This is a genomic window from Pseudomonas graminis, from assembly GCF_013201545.1.
Classification (GTDB): domain Bacteria; phylum Pseudomonadota; class Gammaproteobacteria; order Pseudomonadales; family Pseudomonadaceae; genus Aquipseudomonas.
In genome coordinates this window covers 1,971,599-1,987,397 of record NZ_CP053746.1, presented here as the reverse complement: position 1 = coordinate 1,987,397, position 15,799 = coordinate 1,971,599, and the positions used below count along the sequence as shown (strand labels likewise).

Below are 15,799 nucleotides of genomic sequence, written 5' to 3'. Positions count from 1 at the left end.
CGGAAGTGTCATCTGTCCGCTGCGGCGTGGCAAGTTACGCCACTTAAATCCATCGGCGCGCCGTCTACCCAGTCGCGAGACAAATCTGTAGCCTGCAAAACCTTCCCGATTCTCATTTGAGCCCCTGGATGAAACGCAGCCTTTACGTCGTCGTCGCATTGTTGGTGCTCATCGGGGGCGCAGGCGCGTGGTACATCCACAGCAAACAGCCGGTCCGCGATGGCGAGCCAAGCCTCGCAGGTTTGCAGGCCCCGGTCACCGTGCGCTACGACGAGCGCGGCGTGCCGCATATTAGTGCCGACAACCAGGACGACTTATACCGCGCACTGGGCTACGTCCACGCCCAGGACCGCCTGTTCCAGATGGAAATCCTGCGCAGGCTGGCGCGCGGCGAGCTGGCTGAAGTGCTGGGTCCCAAGCTGGTCAGCACCGACAAGCTGTTCCGCAGCTTGCGCATCCGCGAGCATGCCGATGCCTATGTCGCCCGCCAGGACAAAAACTCGCCGGCGTGGAAGGCGCTTCAGGCGTATCTGGACGGCATCAATCAATACCAGGCGACGCATCCCAAACCGATCGAGTTCGACGTGCTGGGCATCCGCGAGCGACCGTTCACGGCGCAAGACACCCTCAGCGTCGGCGGTTACCTGGCGTACAGCTTCGCCGCGGCGTTTCGCACTGAGCCGCTGATGACCTACGTGCGAGATCAATTGGGCCCGGAATACCTGAAAGTGTTCGATGTGGACTGGCAGCCAAGAGGCGCCGTTGACCAGTCCCCTGCATTGACGAGCAGCGACTGGAAGGGCCTCAATGATCTGGCGCTGCTCAGCCAACAAGCGCTGGAGAAGGCCGGTCTGCCGCAGTTCGAGGGTAGCAATGCCTGGGCGGTGTCCGGCAGCCGCACCCAGAGTGGTAAACCGCTGCTGGCGGGTGATCCGCACATTCGTTTCTCGGTGCCAGCGGTCTGGTACGAAGCCCAGCTGACCGCGCCGGGTTTCGAGCTGTACGGGCATTTTCAGGCGCTCAATCCCTTCGCGCTGCTCGGCCATAATCTGGATTTCGGCTGGAGCCTGACCATGTTCCAGAACGATGATCTGGACCTGATCGCTGAAAAGACCAACCCCGATAATCCCGATCAAGTCTGGTACCACGGCGCCTGGGTAGACATGACGTCTCGGACCGAGCAGATCAACGTCAAGGGCGAATCTCCCGTCACGCTCACCCTGCGGCAGTCACCCCACGGCCCGATCGTGAACGACGCGCTGGGCGCCAATGGGCCGCAACAGCCGAGCGATACGCCGATTGCGATGTGGTGGTCGTTCCTGGAGTCGGACAACCCGATCCTGCAGGGCTTCTACGAAGCCAACCGCGCCGACACGCTGGAGAAGATGCGCAGCGCCGCCGAGAAGATTCAGTCGCCGGGCCTGAACATCGTCTACGCCAACGCCAAGGGCGATATAGGCTGGTGGGCGGCGGCGCAGTTGCCGAAGCGGCCTGCGGGGGTCAATCCGACGTTCATTCTCGACGGCAGCTCCGAGCAGGCTGACAAGCACGGTTTCTACCCTTTCAGCGACAACCCGCAGGAAGAAAACCCGGCGCGGGGTTATATCGTCTCGGCGAACTTCCAGCCGGTGTCGCCGACGGGGATGGAGATTCCGGGCTACTACAACCTCCCCGAACGCGGTCGCCAGTTGAATAACCAGTTGAGCGACGACAAGGTGAAATGGAGTCTGGAGAACAGCAAGGCGCTGCAGCTCGGCACGCGGACGGACTACGCCGCGCAGATTCTGACGCCGCTGATTCCGGTGCTGCGCCGGGTGGTGAGCGAACCGGAGGAGCACGATTTACTGGAGCGGTTGGCGGCGTGGAACGGTGAGTACTCCGTCGATTCGGTGGGGGCGACGCTGTTCAATCAGTTCCTGTTCAATCTGACCGATCAGGTGTTCCATGACGAGCTGAGCGACGGGATGTTCACGACGCTGCTGTCGACACGACTCATTGACTTGGCGCTGCCGCGACTGGCTGCCGACGCGGATTCGCCGTGGTGGAACAATCGCCATTCAAGAGAGCCCGAGAGCCGCGACAACACGGTGAAGGTCGCGTGGCATGCAGCGGTCTCGCATTTGAAATCGCTGTACGGGCAGAACCCGGATGAATGGACGTGGGGCAAAGCGCACACGCTGACCCACGAACATCCGCTGGGCAAACAACCGCCGCTGGACATGCTGTTCAATGTCGGACCGTTCGCTGCGCCGGGTACCCATGAGGTTCCGAACAACCTGTCAGCCAATATAGGCCCGGCCCCGTGGCTGGTCACTTACGGGCCATCGACGCGCCGCCTCATCGACTTCGCCGACCCGGCCCATGCGCTGGGGATCAACCCGGTGGGCCAGAGCGGCGTGCTGTTCGACGAGCACTACGCCGATCAGGCGCAGCGCTACGTCAACGGCGAGTACGCGCCGGAGCGGTTCAGCGAAAGAGATGTGGCGGGGAACAGCAAGGAAGTGTTGAGGCTTGTACCAGGGCGTTGAACCCATCTTCAGATTGTGGGACCGGCTTTAGCCGGGAAGGCGTTGAGCGCTGCACCGCAGAACTGCAGCGCTCACACCGGCCTCTTCCCGGCTGAAACCGGTCCTACGAGATCAAACCGATCCGACCACCTTCGCACGGCGCAGGTCCGGCTGTTTCCAGCCGTCTGCAGCGGCTTCTTCGATGGCTTGCTGGATCGCGCGTTTGCGGTTGTTTTCCGCGCGGCGGCTGAAGAACCAGACCAGGAACGTCGCAATCGACACCGCCAGCAAAATCAAACTGGCTATCGCATTGATCTCAGGCTTCACGCCCAGGCGCACCGCCGAGAACACTTCCATCGGCAGGGTCGTCGAGCCCGGGCCGGAGACGAAGCTCGCCAGCACCAGGTCGTCCAGCGACAGTGCGAAGGACATCATCGCCCCCGCCGCCAGCGAGGGCGCGATCATCGGAATAGTGATCAGGAAGAACACCTTCCACGGCCGCGCACCGAGGTCCATTGCTGCTTCTTCGATGGACATGTCCAGCTCACGCAGACGCGCCGACACCACCACCGCCACATACGCCGCACAGAACGTCGTGTGAGCGATCCAGATGGTGACAATGCCGCGCTCCTCGGGCCAGCCAAGCAACTGCGCCATCGCCACGAACAGCAGCAACAGCGATAGACCGGTGATCACTTCCGGCATCACCAGCGGCGCGGTGACCAGACCGCCGAAGAAGGTCTTGCCCTTGAACCGGGTGATGCGCGTCAGCACGAACGCCGCCATGGTGCCCAGCGCCACCGCCGCAATCGACGTATAAAGCGCGATTTCCAGCGAGCGCATGACTGCGCTCATCAGTTGGGTATTGTCGAGCAGCCCGACGTACCACTTCACCGACCAGCCGCCCCAGACCGTCACCAGCTTGGAGGCGTTGAACGAGTAGATCACCAGAATGACCATGGGCGCGTAGATGAAGATCAGGCCCAGTACCAACATCAGGTTCGAGAATCGGAAGCCTCTCATGCCTTGCCCTCCAGCTCTTTGGCCTGACTGCGGTTGAACAGAATGATCGGCACAATGAGGATCAACAGCATCACCACCGCCAGCGACGACGCTACTGGCCAATCACGGTTGTTGAAGAATTCCTGCCACAGCACTTTACCGATCATCAGCGTCTCGGGGCCGCCGAGCAGTTCCGGGATGACGAACTCGCCCACCACCGGAATGAATACCAGCATGCAGCCGGCGATGATGCCGTTCTTGGACAGCGGCACGGTGATCTTCCAGAAGCTGTTGAAGGTGCTCGAACCCAGGTCCGATGCGGCTTCCAGCAGACTTTGATCGTGCTTCACCAGGTTCGCGTACAGCGGCAGGATCATGAACGGCAGATACGAATAGACCACGCCGATGTACACCGCGAGGTTGGTGTTGAGGATCTGCAACGGCTCGCTGATCACGCCCAGCCACATGAGGAAAGCGTTGAGCAGGCCGTTGTTGCTGAGGATGCCCATCCACGCGTAGACGCGGATCAGGATCGCGGTCCAGGTCGGCATCATGATCAGCAGCAACAGCACCGTCTGCATCTCTTTGCGGGCGATGGAGATGCCATACGCCATCGGATAGCCGATCAACAGGCACAGCACAGTGCTGATGAACGCCATCTTCAACGAGCCGAGATACGCCGAGATGTACAGATCGTCACTGGTCAGCAGCGCGTAGTTGGCGAAGTTGAGCACGATGTCGAGCTTCTGCTCGACGTAGGTGAAGATCTCGGTGTACGGCGGAATCGCTACATCGGCTTCAGCGAAGCTGATCTTGATGACGATCAGAAACGGCAGCGCGAAAAACAGGAACAGCCACAGGAACGGTACGCCGATAACGGCCTGACGCCCGGTGGGTTTTATTCGATTGAAAGCCCGTTTAATTTTTCGGATTTTCATGAGCGCAATACCACGCCGCTGTCGTCTTCCCACCAGACGAACACTTCGTCGTCCCAGGTCGGTCGCGTGCCCTGGCGTTCGGCGTTGGCGACAAACGACTGCACCAGCTTGCCCGACGGCAGCTTCACGTAGAACACCGAGTGACCGCCCAGATAGGCGATGTCGTGAACCTTGCCCCGGGACCAGTTGTGTTCGAACGAAGGCTGCTCAGTGGTCACCAGCAGCTTTTCAGGACGCAGCGCATAGGTAATCCGCTTGTCTTCCACCGACGTGGTGACGCCGTGGCCGACGTAGATTTTGCGTTCGAGCTCAGGGCTGCTGATCAGCGCGTGGCCTTCCATGTCTTCGATGACCTCACCGTCGAACAGGTTGACGTTGCCGATGAATTCACAGACCAGACGGCTGGTGGGCGTTTCGTAGATATCGATCGGGCTGCCGATCTGCGCGATCCAGCCCAGGTGCATGATCGCGATGCGCTCGGCCATGGTCATGGCCTCTTCCTGGTCGTGGGTCACCATCACGCAGGTCACGCCGACGCGCTCGATGATCTCCACCAGCTCCAGCTGCATCTGCGAGCGCAGTTTTTTGTCCAGTGCGCCCATGGGTTCGTCGAGCAGCAGCAGCTTCGGCTTCTTCGCCAGCGAACGCGCCAGGGCCACACGCTGACGCTGACCGCCGGACAACTGATGGGGCTTGCGCTTGGCGTACTGGGTCATCTGCACCAGTTTGAGCATCTCGGCCACGCGGGCTTCGACTTCGGCCTTTGGCAACTTGTCCTGCTTGAGGCCGAAGGCGATGTTGTCCGCCACGGTCATGTGCGGAAACAGCGCGTAGGACTGGAACATCATGTTGATCGGACGTTCATACGGCGGCATGTCGGTGATGTCGACGCCGTCGAGGTAAATGCGGCCTTCGGTCGGTCGTTCAAAGCCGGCGAGCATGCGCAGCAGGGTGGATTTCCCCGAGCCGGAGCCGCCGAGCAGGGCAAAGATTTCACCCTTGTTGATCTGCAGAGACACGTCGTCCACAGCAATCGTCTCATCGAACTTCTTCGTGACCCGATCGATTTTGACCAGCACCTGTTTCGGTTGCTGACCACCCTCAAGGGATTTCTTGTAGGCGCCGGAGGCAACTGCCATGGGTGAAACTCCCAACTGTTTTTGCGCCCGGCCAATGTGGCCGGGCGCCAAGGTCTTTATTTACCGGTTTTGATCTTCGTCCAGCTGCGCGTCATCACACGCTGGATCTTCGGCGGCAGCTCGGAGTTGACGTACAGGCGCTCCTGTATTTCCTTCGAGGGGTAAACCGCCTCATCGTTGCGAATCTCCTGATCCATCAGCTCACCCGAAGCCGGGTTCGGGTTGGCGTAACCGACCTGGTCACTGACCTTGGCGATGACGTCGGGCTTGAGGACGTAGTTGATGAACGCGTGAGCGGCCTTCACGTCCGGCGCATCCGAAGGGATCGCGAGCATGTCGAACCACAGGTTGCCGCCCTCTTTCGGGATCGAGTAGGCAATCTTGACGCCCTTCCCGGCTTCTGCGGCACGGGCCTTGGCCTGGAAAACGTCACCGGAGAAACCGGCCGCGATGCAGATGTCGCCATTGGCCAGGTCCGTGATGTACTTGGACGAGTTGAAATAGGTCACGTACGGACGGACTTTGAGCAGCTTGGCTTCAGCGGCTTTGTAGTCTTTCTCGTCGGTGCTGTTCGGGTTTTTGCCCATGTAGTTGAGGACCGCGGGCAGCATCTCGTCAGCCGAGTCAAGGAACGCGACGCCGCACTTCTGCAGCTTCTTGATGTTTTCAGGCTCGAACAGCGTGGCCCAGGAGTCGATGGTGTCGACGCCCAGCACTTCCTTGATCTTGTCGACGTTGTAGCCGATGCCGTTGGTGCCCCACAGATACGGCACGGCGTACTGGTTGCCCGGGTCGTTCTTTTCCAGGCGCTTGAGCAGTTCGGGGTCGAGATTGGAGTAATTGGGCAGCTGGGATTTATCGAGCTTCTGAAACGCCCCGGCCTTGATCTGTTTGCCCAGGAAGTGGTTGGACGGCACGACCACGTCATACCCGGTGTGGCCAGCCAGCAGCTTGCCTTCCAGGGTTTCGTTGGAGTCGAAGACGTCGTACTTGGTCTTGATCCCGGTGCTGGACGTGAAGTCCTCCAGCGTCGTGGTGCCGATGTAATCGGACCAGTTATAAATGCGAACGGTGGAATCCGCGTAGGCACCGGCAGCGAGGGTGAGCCCGGCGCCGAGCAGCAAGCCTTTTGAAAATAAAGAAATAGACACGTGTGCCGTCCTTTTTAGTAGGTGGGCTGTTGCCCGTACCGATGACAGTAACGACTGCCTGTGACCCATCCGGCGCGCAACTTACCTTCGATAAACCCTTCTCGCAAAAAAACTTTTTGTGACGCGGGTGTCATGACGGGTGATGTGGGTGGGGCAAGCGCCCCACCCGGTCAGGCTTATTTACCCGATTTGATGTTGGTCCAGCTGCGGGTCATCAAGCGTTGAGTCGCCGCCGGCAAGTCGGCGATCGCGTACAACTTGGCCAGAACGTCTGCTGGCGGATATACGCCCGGGTCAGAGGTAATGTCCTTGTCGACGAACTCGGTTGCCGCCTTGTTGCCGTTCGGGAAGTGAACGGAGTTGGTAATTTCAGCCATCACCTTCGGTTGCAGGAGGAAGTTCATGAACTTGTAAGCGCCTTCGACGTTTTCGGCATCTTTAGGGATGGCGACCATGTCGTAGAAGCTGCCTGCACCTTCTTTCGGAATGTTGTAGCTGACTTTGACCTTGCCGCCCGCTTCCTCAGCGCGCGCCTTGGCCTGATAGATGTCACCCGAGTAACCGACGGCTACGCAGATGTTGCCGTTGGCCAGGTCCGAGATGTACTTGGACGAGTGGAAGTAGGTGATCGAAGGACGAATCTTCTTGAACAGATCCTCGGCCTTCTGGATGTCCTCTTTCTTCTGAGTGTCGGTCGGCAGGCCCAGGTAATGCAGCGCCACTGGCAGCATTTCGGTTGGCGAGTCGAGGAAGCTGATTCCGCAGCCCTTCAGCTTGGCAGCGTTTTCCGGCTTGAACAGCAGGTCCCACGAGTTGACCGGTGCATCAGCGCCCAAAGCGGCTTTGACTTTTTCAGCGTTGTAGCCGATGCCGATCGAGCCCCACATGTACGGGAATGCGTGCTTGTTGTCCGGGTCGCTGATCGACACGGCTTTCAACAGCGCAGGGTCGAGGTTTTTGTAATTTGGCAGCTTGGACTTGTCCAGCTCCTGGTAGACGCCGGCTTTGATTTGCTTGGCCAAAAAGTTGTTCGACGGAACGACGATGTCGTAACCCGATTTCCCCGCCAGCAGCTTGGCTTCCAGGGTCTCGTTGCTGTCGAACACGTCGTAGACCACTTTGATGCCCGACTCTTTCTCGAAGTCGGCGATGGTGTTTGGTGCGATGTAATCGGACCAGTTATAGACGTGCAGGACTTTGTCATCGGCCTGTGCAGCGGCGGCCACTGCGCCCATGAGGGACAAGGCCAGGAGGGTTTTGCCAAATTTCTTCATTCGTACGGCTCCAGTGTTTTTATGTAAGCGGCGTCTAGACGGCGGACAGTCTGGCAATTTCCCGGTAAAAATTCAGCCCTGCAATGACTCAAGCGTCAGGTCCAGGCACTTGCGCGCCTTTTCAATCAACTCGTCGATCTCGGCAAAGGTAATCACCAGCGGCGGCGAGATGATCATGGTGTCGCCCACGGCCCGCATGATCAGGCCATTGTTAAAGCAAAAAGTGCGGCAAATCATGCCTGCGCCTTTGCCGACATAACGCTCGCGAGTGGCCTTGTCTTTCACCAGTTCGATTGCGCCCAGCATGCCGACGCCCCGCACTTCACCCACCAGCGGGTGATCGCTCAGCTCGCGCAGACGCTTTTGCAAATAGGGTGCCGTTTCGGACTTCACCCGTTCGACGATTTTTTCTTCGCTCAGAATGCGAATGTTCTCCAGGCCCACTGCTGCCGCCACCGGGTGCCCGGAGTAGGTAAAGCCGTGGTTGAAGTCGCCGCCCTCGTTCAGCACCCTGACCACCTCGTCGCGCACGATGACGCCACCCATGGGGATGTAGCCCGAAGTCAGGCCCTTGGCAATGGTCATGAGGTCAGGCTTGAGGTCGTAGAAGTCGCTGCCAAACCATTCGCCGGTACGGCCAAAGCCACAGATCACTTCATCGGCCACAAAGAGGATGTCGTACTTGGCGAGGATCTCTTTGATCTTTGGCCAGTAGGTGTCCGGCGGCACGATCACGCCGCCAGCGCCCTGAATCGGCTCGGCGATGAACGCACCGACGTTGTCCACGCCCAGTTCTAGAATCTTCTTCTCCAGCTGTTCGGCCGCCCAGACGCCGAACTCGTCGGGCGTCATGTCGCCGCCTTCACCGAACCAGTACGGCTGCGGAATGTGCACGATGCCCGGAATCGGCAAATCGCCCTGCTCGTGCATGTAGGTCATGCCGCCCAGGCTCGCGCCAGCGACGGTCGAACCGTGGTAACCGTTGACGCGGCTGATGATGACTTTCTTGCTTGGCTGGCCTTTGATCGCCCAGTAATGGCGAACCAGGCGCAGCACCGTGTCGTTGCCTTCGGAGCCTGAACCGGTGAAGAACACGTGGTTCATGCCCTCGGGGGCAATGTCGGAAATGGCTTTGGCCAATTGAAGTGCCGGCGGGTGAGCGGTCTGGAAGAACAGGTTGTAGTAAGGCAGCTCGCGCATCTGCTTGCTGGCAGCGTCGGCCAGCTCTTCACGACCATAACCGATGGCGACGCACCAGAGCCCGGCCATGCCGTCGAGGATTTTGTTGCCTTCGCTGTCCCAGAGGTACACGCCCTTGGCGTTGGTGATGATGCGCGGGCCTTTCTCTTTCAACTGCTTGAAATCGCTGAACGGCGCCAGGTGATGATCACTGCTGAGGGCTTGCCATTCGCGGGTTTGCGGGTTGTTGGAACTCATGAATCACTCCATTGTGGTATCGCGTGTGGGGCGCCGTCGATCCGCTCGTGATCCACTCGGATCTGGCTCGGATCCGGCGACGCCCCGTGACGTCAGACGGCAAAGAGCAGGAATTCCCGCTCCCAGGAACTGATCACACGCTTGAAGTTTTCGTGCTCGGCGCGCTTGACCGCGACGTAGCCGGTGATGAATTTCTTGCCGAGGTATTTTTCGACCGTCTTGCTGTTTTCCATGCGTTCCAGCGCGTCTTCAATGGTCAACGGCAGGCGCAGGTTGCGGCGCTCGTAACCACGGCCGACCACAGGGGCGCTGGGGTTGAGGCCCTCGACCATGCCAATGAAACCGCACAACAGGCTGGCGGCGATGGCCAGATACGGATTGGCATCGGCGCCGGGCAGACGGTTTTCCACGCGGCGGTTCTGCGGACCGGCATCCGGTACGCGCAGGCCAACGGTGCGGTTTTCTTCGCCCCACTCCACGTTCACCGGCGCGGAGGTGTCCGGAAGGAAGCGGCGGAACGAGTTGACGTTGGGCGCGAACAGCGGCAACAGCTCGGGGATCAGCTTTTGCAGGCCACCAATGTGTTGCAGGAACAGCTGGCTCATCGTGCCGTCTTCATTGGAGAAGATGTTCTTGCCGGTCTCGATGTCGATGATGCTCTGGTGCAGGTGCATGGCGCTGCCGGGCTCGCCGGTCATGGGCTTGGCCATGAAGGTCGCGGCCACATCGTGCTTGAGGGCCGCTTCGCGCATGGTGCGCTTGAACACCAGAATCTGATCCGCCAGCGAAAGCGCATCGCCGTGACGGAAGTTGATCTCCATCTGCGCGGTGCCGTCTTCGTGAATCAGCGTGTCCAGGTCGAGGTTCTGCAGTTCGCACCAGTCGTAGACGTCTTCGAACAGCGGGTCGAATTCGTTGGCGGCTTCGATGGAGAACGACTGACGACCGGTTTCCGGACGACCTGAGCGCCCCACCGGGGGCTGCAGCGGGTAATCGGGGTCGTCGCTGCGCTTGGTCAGATAGAACTCCATCTCCGGCGCAACAATCGGTTGCCAGCCTTGATCGGCATAGAGCTTGAGGACTTTCTTGAGGACGTTGCGCGGGGACAGCTCGATGGGGTTGCCTTGCTTGTCGTAGGTGTCGTGAATCACCTGCGCAGTCGGCTCGATGGCCCAGGGCACCAGAAACACCGCGCTCTGGTCAGGACGGCAGAACATGTCGATGTCTGCAGGGTCCAGCAATTCGTAGTAGATATCGTCTTCGACGTAATCGCCCGTCACGGTCTGGAGCAGTACGCTTTCCGGCAAGCGCATGCCTTTTTCAGCGATGAACTTGTTGGTCGGTGAAATCTTGCCCCGCGTGATACCGGTGAGGTCGGCGATCATGCATTCGACTTCGGTAATCCTGTGTTCTTTCAACCAATCGGTGAGCTGGTCGAGGTTGGTACTCATAAATACCTCAGGGTTTTAATTCCTGGTCGCCGTCATGGCGGTCAGGCGTTCTTTGAAGCGCTGGCATTAGGGTGTCGCATTTTGAATCGAGGCATCGCCAAATGCTGGAAGACTCAAAGATAGTCGTGCTTGTGCGAAACGCGCGGCGGGAGATGCCGCAGAAAGCCGGGGCCGGGTACGACAGCCGAAGCAAAAGACGCGCCCGCTGGAACCGCTGCGTGGATAAAGAGTAAGGTGTCGAGGTGCCGCGCAGAGGCATGGGCAGTGCACGGCGCCCTGGCTGGGCCGCTACACTGAACGCGTGTGGTATGAAAAGCAGGTGCCCGAATGGCTGAGTGCAGGCGGTGAGGCCGATCAGCGGAAGGCGAAACATGAGACCCCCGGTATTATTGCTGTTATGGGTTGCAATCGAGCTTAGCGTTGTTCATTTTTTTCCACAACACGCCCGTAAAAAATAAAACACGCCCTGCTCAAACCCGCAGTTTGCATTACGTTAGGTGCCTAACATTTGCCCTAAAGTGCGGCGAAAATGGCTTTTTGGCGCCCTTTTAGGGCAAATCAGGGCTCCCTTGACTTCGTCTGGCCTTTCGGATTGACTGAAACCCGTAATGCTCGATGATTGATATTTTCAACAACAAAGGTGTTGCATCATGTCGGTACCCCCGCGTGCCGTTCAGCTCAACGAAGCGAACGCGTTCCTTAAGGAACATCCTGAGGTTCTATACGTTGACCTTCTGATTGCAGATATGAATGGAGTGGTGCGCGGCAAGCGCATCGAACGCACCAGCCTTCATAAGGTTTACGAGAAAGGCATCAACCTCCCAGCTTCCCTATTCGCACTGGATATCAACGGCTCGACGGTGGAAAGCACCGGTTTGGGTCTGGACATCGGTGACGCTGACCGAATCTGCTATCCAATCCCCGACACTCTCTGCAATGAGCCCTGGCAGAAGCGTCCTACCGCACAACTCCTGATGACCATGCACGAGCTGGAAGGCACGCCTTTCTTCGCGGATCCGCGTGAAGTGCTGCGCCAGGTGGTCAGCAAGTTCGACGAGATGGGCCTGACCATCTGCGCTGCATTCGAGCTTGAGTTCTACCTGATCGATCAGGAAAACGTGAACGGTCGTCCGCAACCGCCGCGCTCACCGATCTCCGGCAAACGTCCACATTCGACACAGGTCTACCTGATCGACGATCTGGACGAGTACGTCGACTGCCTGCAGGACATTCTGGAAGGTGCAAAAGAGCAAGGCATTCCCGCCGACGCGATCGTCAAGGAAAGTGCCCCGGCGCAGTTCGAAGTGAACCTGCACCACACTGCCGACGCGCTGAAAGCCTGTGATTACGCGGTGCTGCTCAAACGCCTGATCAAGAACATCGCCTACGACCATGAGATGGACACCACCTTCATGGCCAAGCCTTATCCGGGCCAGGCAGGTAACGGTCTGCACGTGCACATTTCGATCCTGGATCGTGATGGCAAAAACATCTTCACCAGTGAGGATCCCGAGCAGAACGCCGCATTGCGTCATGCGATCGGCGGTGTGCTCGAGACCCTACCCGCGCAGATGGCGTTCCTTTGCCCGAACGTCAATTCGTACCGCCGGTTTGGTGCTCAGTTCTACGTTCCGAACTCGCCGTGCTGGGGTCTGGATAACCGGACCGTGGCCGTACGCGTACCGACCGGTACCGCCGATTCGGTGCGTATCGAGCACCGAGTTGCCGGTGCGGATGCGAACCCGTATCTGCTGATGGCATCGGTACTGGCAGGTATTCACCACGGTCTGACCAACAAAATCGAGCCCGGTCCGCCCGTGGAAGGCAACTCCTACGAGCAGAACGAGCAAAGCCTGCCGAACAACTTGCGTGATGCACTGCGCGAGCTGGACGACAGCGAAGTCATGGCCAAGTACATCGATCCGAAGTACATCGATATTTTCGTTGCGTGCAAGGAAAGTGAGCTGGAGGAGTTCGAGCACTCCATCTCCGACCTTGAATACAACTGGTATTTGCACACGGTTTGATGGCTGCAAGGTCAAGAAAACGCCACCTTTTCGAGAGAATCGGTGGCGTTTTTCATTCTTTCGGCTGCGCCTGTAGAATGCCTGCGCCACCGACCGAGAGAGCGCCGATGACCCGCCTTGCCCCACCCCGCAAACCTCGTGCACGCAGCCAGGCGCGGATCGACTCAATCCTTGATGCCGCCCGTGCGCTGCTGGCCTCGGACGGCGTGGCCAGCCTCTCCATCTACAGCGTCGCCGAACGGGCCGAGATCCCGCCTTCCTCGGTCTATCACTTCTTCGCCAGCGTTCCCGCGCTGCTCGAAGCGCTCACGGCCGATGTTCACGAAGCCTTTCGCGAAAGCCTGCAGCAGCCCATCGATCATGATCAGTTAAATCAGTGGCGTGACCTGTCCCACGTAGTGGAATCGCGCATGCTCGCGATCTACAGCGACGACGCTGCCGCGCGGCAGTTGATCCTCGCCCAACACGGTTTGACCGAAGTCACTCAGGCGGATCGTCAACACGACATTGAACTGGGCAACCTCATGCACGCGCTGTTCGCCCGGCATTTCCAACTGCCGACGCTGCCCGATGATGTTGAGGTGTTTGCCCTGGCGCTGGAACTTGCGGATCGGGTGTACGCGCGCTCGGTGCAATTGCACCACGCGATTACCCCGCGCATGGCCGAGGAAGGGTTGCGTGTGTTTGATGCGTATCTGGGGTTGTACCTGCCGCCGTATTTGCCGAAGCGGTTAATCGAGCAATAATGCAGGTCAGTTGTGGGGGCGCCACCCCGGTCACTCCCACAAGTCCTCGACCAGCCCGAAGCCCGAGTCAGACGCTAAACCTGTGGGAGCGACCGGGGTGGCGCTCCACCTTGCTCGCGAAAGCATTCTGTCAGACAGCCTAACTATTACTGACCCACCGCATTCGTGAGCAAGCTCACTCCCACAAGTCCTCGATCAGCCCGAGGCCCGAGTCAGACGCTGGAGTTGTGGGAGATCGCTTGGGATCCAGCATCGATCACAACTTGGCGATCGAGACCTCGGTGGACTTCACGAACGCGATCACTTCGCTGCCGACCACCAGCTCCAGCTCTTTGACGGAGCGAGTGGTGATAACGGAAGTGACGACGCCCGACGCGGTCTGCACGTCGATCTCGGACAGCACGTCGCCGGTGACGATTTCCTTGATAGTGCCTTTGAACTGGTTACGCACGTTGATGGCTTTGATAGTCATGGTAAGGCTTCCTTAGTGAGATCAGCTCCGGGGCAAGATTGCCTCTGGAGTTAGTTGGCCCAACGCAGTTGCGTGGGCAGCGGTGAAGTCGGTTCGGGGTCGGGCGGATTGCCTGGTAGCGACAACACGCGGTTGAGCACTTCGGTTTCCAGCGCGGCGAGTCGGTAGGAGCCGCGCGCCCTCGGACGGGCCAGATCCACCTGTAAATCAAGCCCGATGCGGCCCTCTTCGATCAGCAAGACCCGGTCGGCTATAGCGACTGCCTCGCTGACGTCGTGGGTTACCAGCAATACGGTGAAGCCGTGCTTCTTCCACAGGTTCTCAATCAGTTGCTGCATCTCGATTCGGGTCAAGGCATCCAACGCGCCAAGGGGCTCGTCGAGCAGCAACAGGCGCGGCTGATGAATCAGCGCACGCGCCAGCGCCACACGTTGTTTCTGACCACCTGATAATGCCGCCGGCCATTCATTGGCGCGCTCGGCCAGACCCACGGCTTCCAACGCTTCCAGCGCTTTGCCACGCCAGTCGCCGCTGAGGCCAAGGCCGACGTTGTCGATGATCTTTTTCCAGGGCAGCAAACGCGCTTCCTGGAACATCAGTCGCGTGTCTTCGCGCGCATCCGCCAGCGAGCCGTTACCGGCGAGCAGTTGGCCGCTCGACGGCTGATCAAGGCCCGCCAGCAGGCGCAGTAACGTGCTCTTGCCGCAGCCGCTTCGGCCCACGACCGCCACGAACTGGCCGGCCGGGATGTGCAGATCGATATCTTTCAAGACTTCCCGCGAGCCGAAGGTCTTCTTCAGCTTGCGGACCTGCAAGGGGATCCCGCGCAAGAGGTTTGCCGGTTGTTGGAGATTGCTCATTGCGCGCCACCTTTAGCCACTTGATACGCCGGGTGCCAACGCAGGCAGACCCGTTCCAGACCACGCGCCGCGAGGTCTGCCAGTTTGCCGAGTACGGCGTAGAGGACGATCGCCAGTACCACGACGTCGGTCTGCAGAAACTCCCGAGCATTCATCGCCAGATACCCGATGCCGGAGCTGGCCGAGATGGTTTCCGCAACGATCAGCGTCAACCACATGAAGCCCAGCGCAAACCGCACGCCGACCAGAATCGAAGGCATCGCGCCCGGCAAAATCACGTGGCGGAACAGTCCGAAGCCGCTCAAGCCGTAGCTGCGGGACATTTCCACCAGCGCCGGATCGATATTGCGAATGCCGTGATACGTGTTCAGGTAAATCGGGAACAGCGTGCCCAGCGCGACCAGAAATATCTTCGCGGTCTCGTCGATGCCGAACCACAGGATGACCAGCGGAATCAGCGCCAGATGCGGCACGTTGCGGATCATCTGCACAGAGCTGTCGAGCAGGCGTTCGCCCCATTTCGACAGCCCGGTGATGAAGCCGAGCGCCAGACCGATCCCTCCGCCGATGGCGAAGCCGATCCCGGCACGCCAGCCACTGATTGCCAGATGGGTCCAGATTTCGCCGCTGCGCACCAGCGTGACGCCGGCCTCAATCACTGCGCTCGGGGCTGGCAGAATGCGGGTAGACAGCCAGCCCGCGCTGACCGCCAGTTGCCATATCGCCAGCAGCAGGACCGGTAGCAACCAGGGCGCCAGTCTGTGGGTAATTCTTTCCACGCTCATGGAGTTGTCT

At 59.5% G+C, this 15,799-nt stretch carries 13 protein-coding genes; 3 read left to right on the top strand and 10 right to left on the bottom strand.

Going from position 1 to position 15,799, the window contains the following annotated elements:
- Positions 1-128: 128 nt before the first annotated feature.
- On the top strand, positions 129-2,528 hold the full coding sequence (locus FX982_RS09095; protein WP_172610399.1) for a penicillin acylase family protein: 2,400 nt from the start codon (positions 129-131) through the stop codon (positions 2,526-2,528).
- A gap of 111 nt (positions 2,529-2,639) precedes the next feature.
- Here the strand turns inward: FX982_RS09095 and FX982_RS09090 are convergent, their stop codons facing one another.
- From FX982_RS09090 to FX982_RS09060, 7 genes are all read right to left on the bottom strand, one after another.
- The gene (locus tag FX982_RS09090; RefSeq protein ID WP_172610398.1) at positions 2,640-3,530 is read right to left on the bottom strand and encodes an ABC transporter permease subunit; all 891 of its coding nucleotides are present in this window, start codon (positions 3,528-3,530) and stop codon (positions 2,640-2,642) included.
- Entirely contained in the window at positions 3,527-4,447 is a 921-nt protein-coding gene (locus tag FX982_RS09085; protein ID WP_037016213.1) for an ABC transporter permease subunit, read from the bottom strand. The genes FX982_RS09090 and FX982_RS09085 overlap by 4 nt, the downstream gene beginning before the upstream one ends.
- Positions 4,444-5,586 (bottom strand): polyamine ABC transporter ATP-binding protein, encoded by a 1,143-nt coding sequence (gene potA / locus FX982_RS09080; RefSeq protein ID WP_074889771.1) that lies wholly within the window; start codon positions 5,584-5,586, stop codon positions 4,444-4,446. Before potA ends, FX982_RS09085 begins: the two co-directional genes overlap by 4 nt.
- A gap of 56 nt (positions 5,587-5,642) precedes the next feature.
- Positions 5,643-6,737, bottom strand: a complete 1,095-nt coding sequence (locus FX982_RS09075) for a polyamine ABC transporter substrate-binding protein (RefSeq protein ID WP_122533995.1) — start codon at positions 6,735-6,737, stop codon at positions 5,643-5,645.
- Between the two features lie 176 nt (positions 6,738-6,913).
- A complete protein-coding gene (locus FX982_RS09070; RefSeq protein WP_122533996.1) occupies positions 6,914-8,011 on the bottom strand; it encodes a polyamine ABC transporter substrate-binding protein in 1,098 nt (365 codons plus the stop codon).
- A gap of 72 nt (positions 8,012-8,083) precedes the next feature.
- Positions 8,084-9,448, bottom strand: coding sequence for an aspartate aminotransferase family protein (locus tag FX982_RS09065; protein WP_172610397.1), 1,365 nt, complete (start codon positions 9,446-9,448; stop codon positions 8,084-8,086).
- 92 nt (positions 9,449-9,540) lie between these two features.
- Entirely contained in the window at positions 9,541-10,899 is a 1,359-nt protein-coding gene (locus FX982_RS09060; RefSeq protein ID WP_037016227.1) for a glutamine synthetase family protein, read from the bottom strand.
- Positions 10,900-11,549: 650 nt separating this feature from the next.
- Here FX982_RS09060 and FX982_RS09055 point away from each other — a divergent pair.
- Both FX982_RS09055 and FX982_RS09050 read left to right on the top strand, forming a co-directional pair.
- On the top strand, positions 11,550-12,926 hold the full coding sequence (locus tag FX982_RS09055) for a glutamine synthetase family protein (protein ID WP_037016229.1): 1,377 nt from the start codon (positions 11,550-11,552) through the stop codon (positions 12,924-12,926).
- 107 nt (positions 12,927-13,033) lie between these two features.
- Complete coding sequence (locus FX982_RS09050) at positions 13,034-13,672, top strand: TetR/AcrR family transcriptional regulator (RefSeq protein WP_172610396.1); 639 nt, start codon at positions 13,034-13,036, stop codon at positions 13,670-13,672.
- 256 nt (positions 13,673-13,928) lie between these two features.
- Here the strand turns inward: FX982_RS09050 and FX982_RS09045 are convergent, their stop codons facing one another.
- The 3 genes from FX982_RS09045 to ssuC are packed head-to-tail and all read right to left on the bottom strand — an operon-like array spanning position 13,929 to position 15,789.
- On the bottom strand, positions 13,929-14,144 hold the full coding sequence (locus FX982_RS09045; RefSeq protein WP_037016233.1) for a TOBE domain-containing protein: 216 nt from the start codon (positions 14,142-14,144) through the stop codon (positions 13,929-13,931).
- A 50-nt stretch (positions 14,145-14,194) separates the two neighbouring features.
- The gene (gene ssuB / locus FX982_RS09040) at positions 14,195-15,004 is read right to left on the bottom strand and encodes an aliphatic sulfonates ABC transporter ATP-binding protein (protein ID WP_172610395.1); all 810 of its coding nucleotides are present in this window, start codon (positions 15,002-15,004) and stop codon (positions 14,195-14,197) included.
- On the bottom strand, positions 15,001-15,789 hold the full coding sequence (gene ssuC, locus FX982_RS09035) for an aliphatic sulfonate ABC transporter permease SsuC (RefSeq protein ID WP_122533999.1): 789 nt from the start codon (positions 15,787-15,789) through the stop codon (positions 15,001-15,003). Before ssuC ends, ssuB begins: the two co-directional genes overlap by 4 nt.
- Between the last annotated feature and the right edge of the window lie 10 nt (positions 15,790-15,799).

What these genes read in the sequence shown, in the direction of transcription:
- potA (WP_074889771.1), bottom strand. Translation starts at nt 5,586, where the DNA reads ATGGCAGTTGCCTCCGGCGCCTACAAGAAATCCCTTGAGGGTGGTCAG.
- FX982_RS09070 (WP_122533996.1), bottom strand. Translation starts at nt 8,011, where the DNA reads ATGAAGAAATTTGGCAAAACCCTCCTGGCCTTGTCCCTCATGGGCGCA.
- ssuC (WP_122533999.1), bottom strand. Translation starts at nt 15,789, where the DNA reads ATGAGCGTGGAAAGAATTACCCACAGACTGGCGCCCTGGTTGCTACCG.
- FX982_RS09055 (WP_037016229.1), top strand. Translation starts at nt 11,550, where the DNA reads ATGTCGGTACCCCCGCGTGCCGTTCAGCTCAACGAAGCGAACGCGTTC.
- FX982_RS09045 (WP_037016233.1), bottom strand. Translation starts at nt 14,144, where the DNA reads ATGACTATCAAAGCCATCAACGTGCGTAACCAGTTCAAAGGCACTATC.
- FX982_RS09090 (WP_172610398.1), bottom strand. Translation starts at nt 3,530, where the DNA reads ATGAGAGGCTTCCGATTCTCGAACCTGATGTTGGTACTGGGCCTGATC.
- FX982_RS09095 (WP_172610399.1), top strand. Translation starts at nt 129, where the DNA reads ATGAAACGCAGCCTTTACGTCGTCGTCGCATTGTTGGTGCTCATCGGG.
- ssuB (WP_172610395.1), bottom strand. Translation starts at nt 15,004, where the DNA reads ATGAGCAATCTCCAACAACCGGCAAACCTCTTGCGCGGGATCCCCTTG.
- FX982_RS09065 (WP_172610397.1), bottom strand. Translation starts at nt 9,448, where the DNA reads ATGAGTTCCAACAACCCGCAAACCCGCGAATGGCAAGCCCTCAGCAGT.
- FX982_RS09085 (WP_037016213.1), bottom strand. Translation starts at nt 4,447, where the DNA reads ATGAAAATCCGAAAAATTAAACGGGCTTTCAATCGAATAAAACCCACC.
- FX982_RS09050 (WP_172610396.1), top strand. Translation starts at nt 13,034, where the DNA reads ATGACCCGCCTTGCCCCACCCCGCAAACCTCGTGCACGCAGCCAGGCG.
- FX982_RS09060 (WP_037016227.1), bottom strand. Translation starts at nt 10,899, where the DNA reads ATGAGTACCAACCTCGACCAGCTCACCGATTGGTTGAAAGAACACAGG.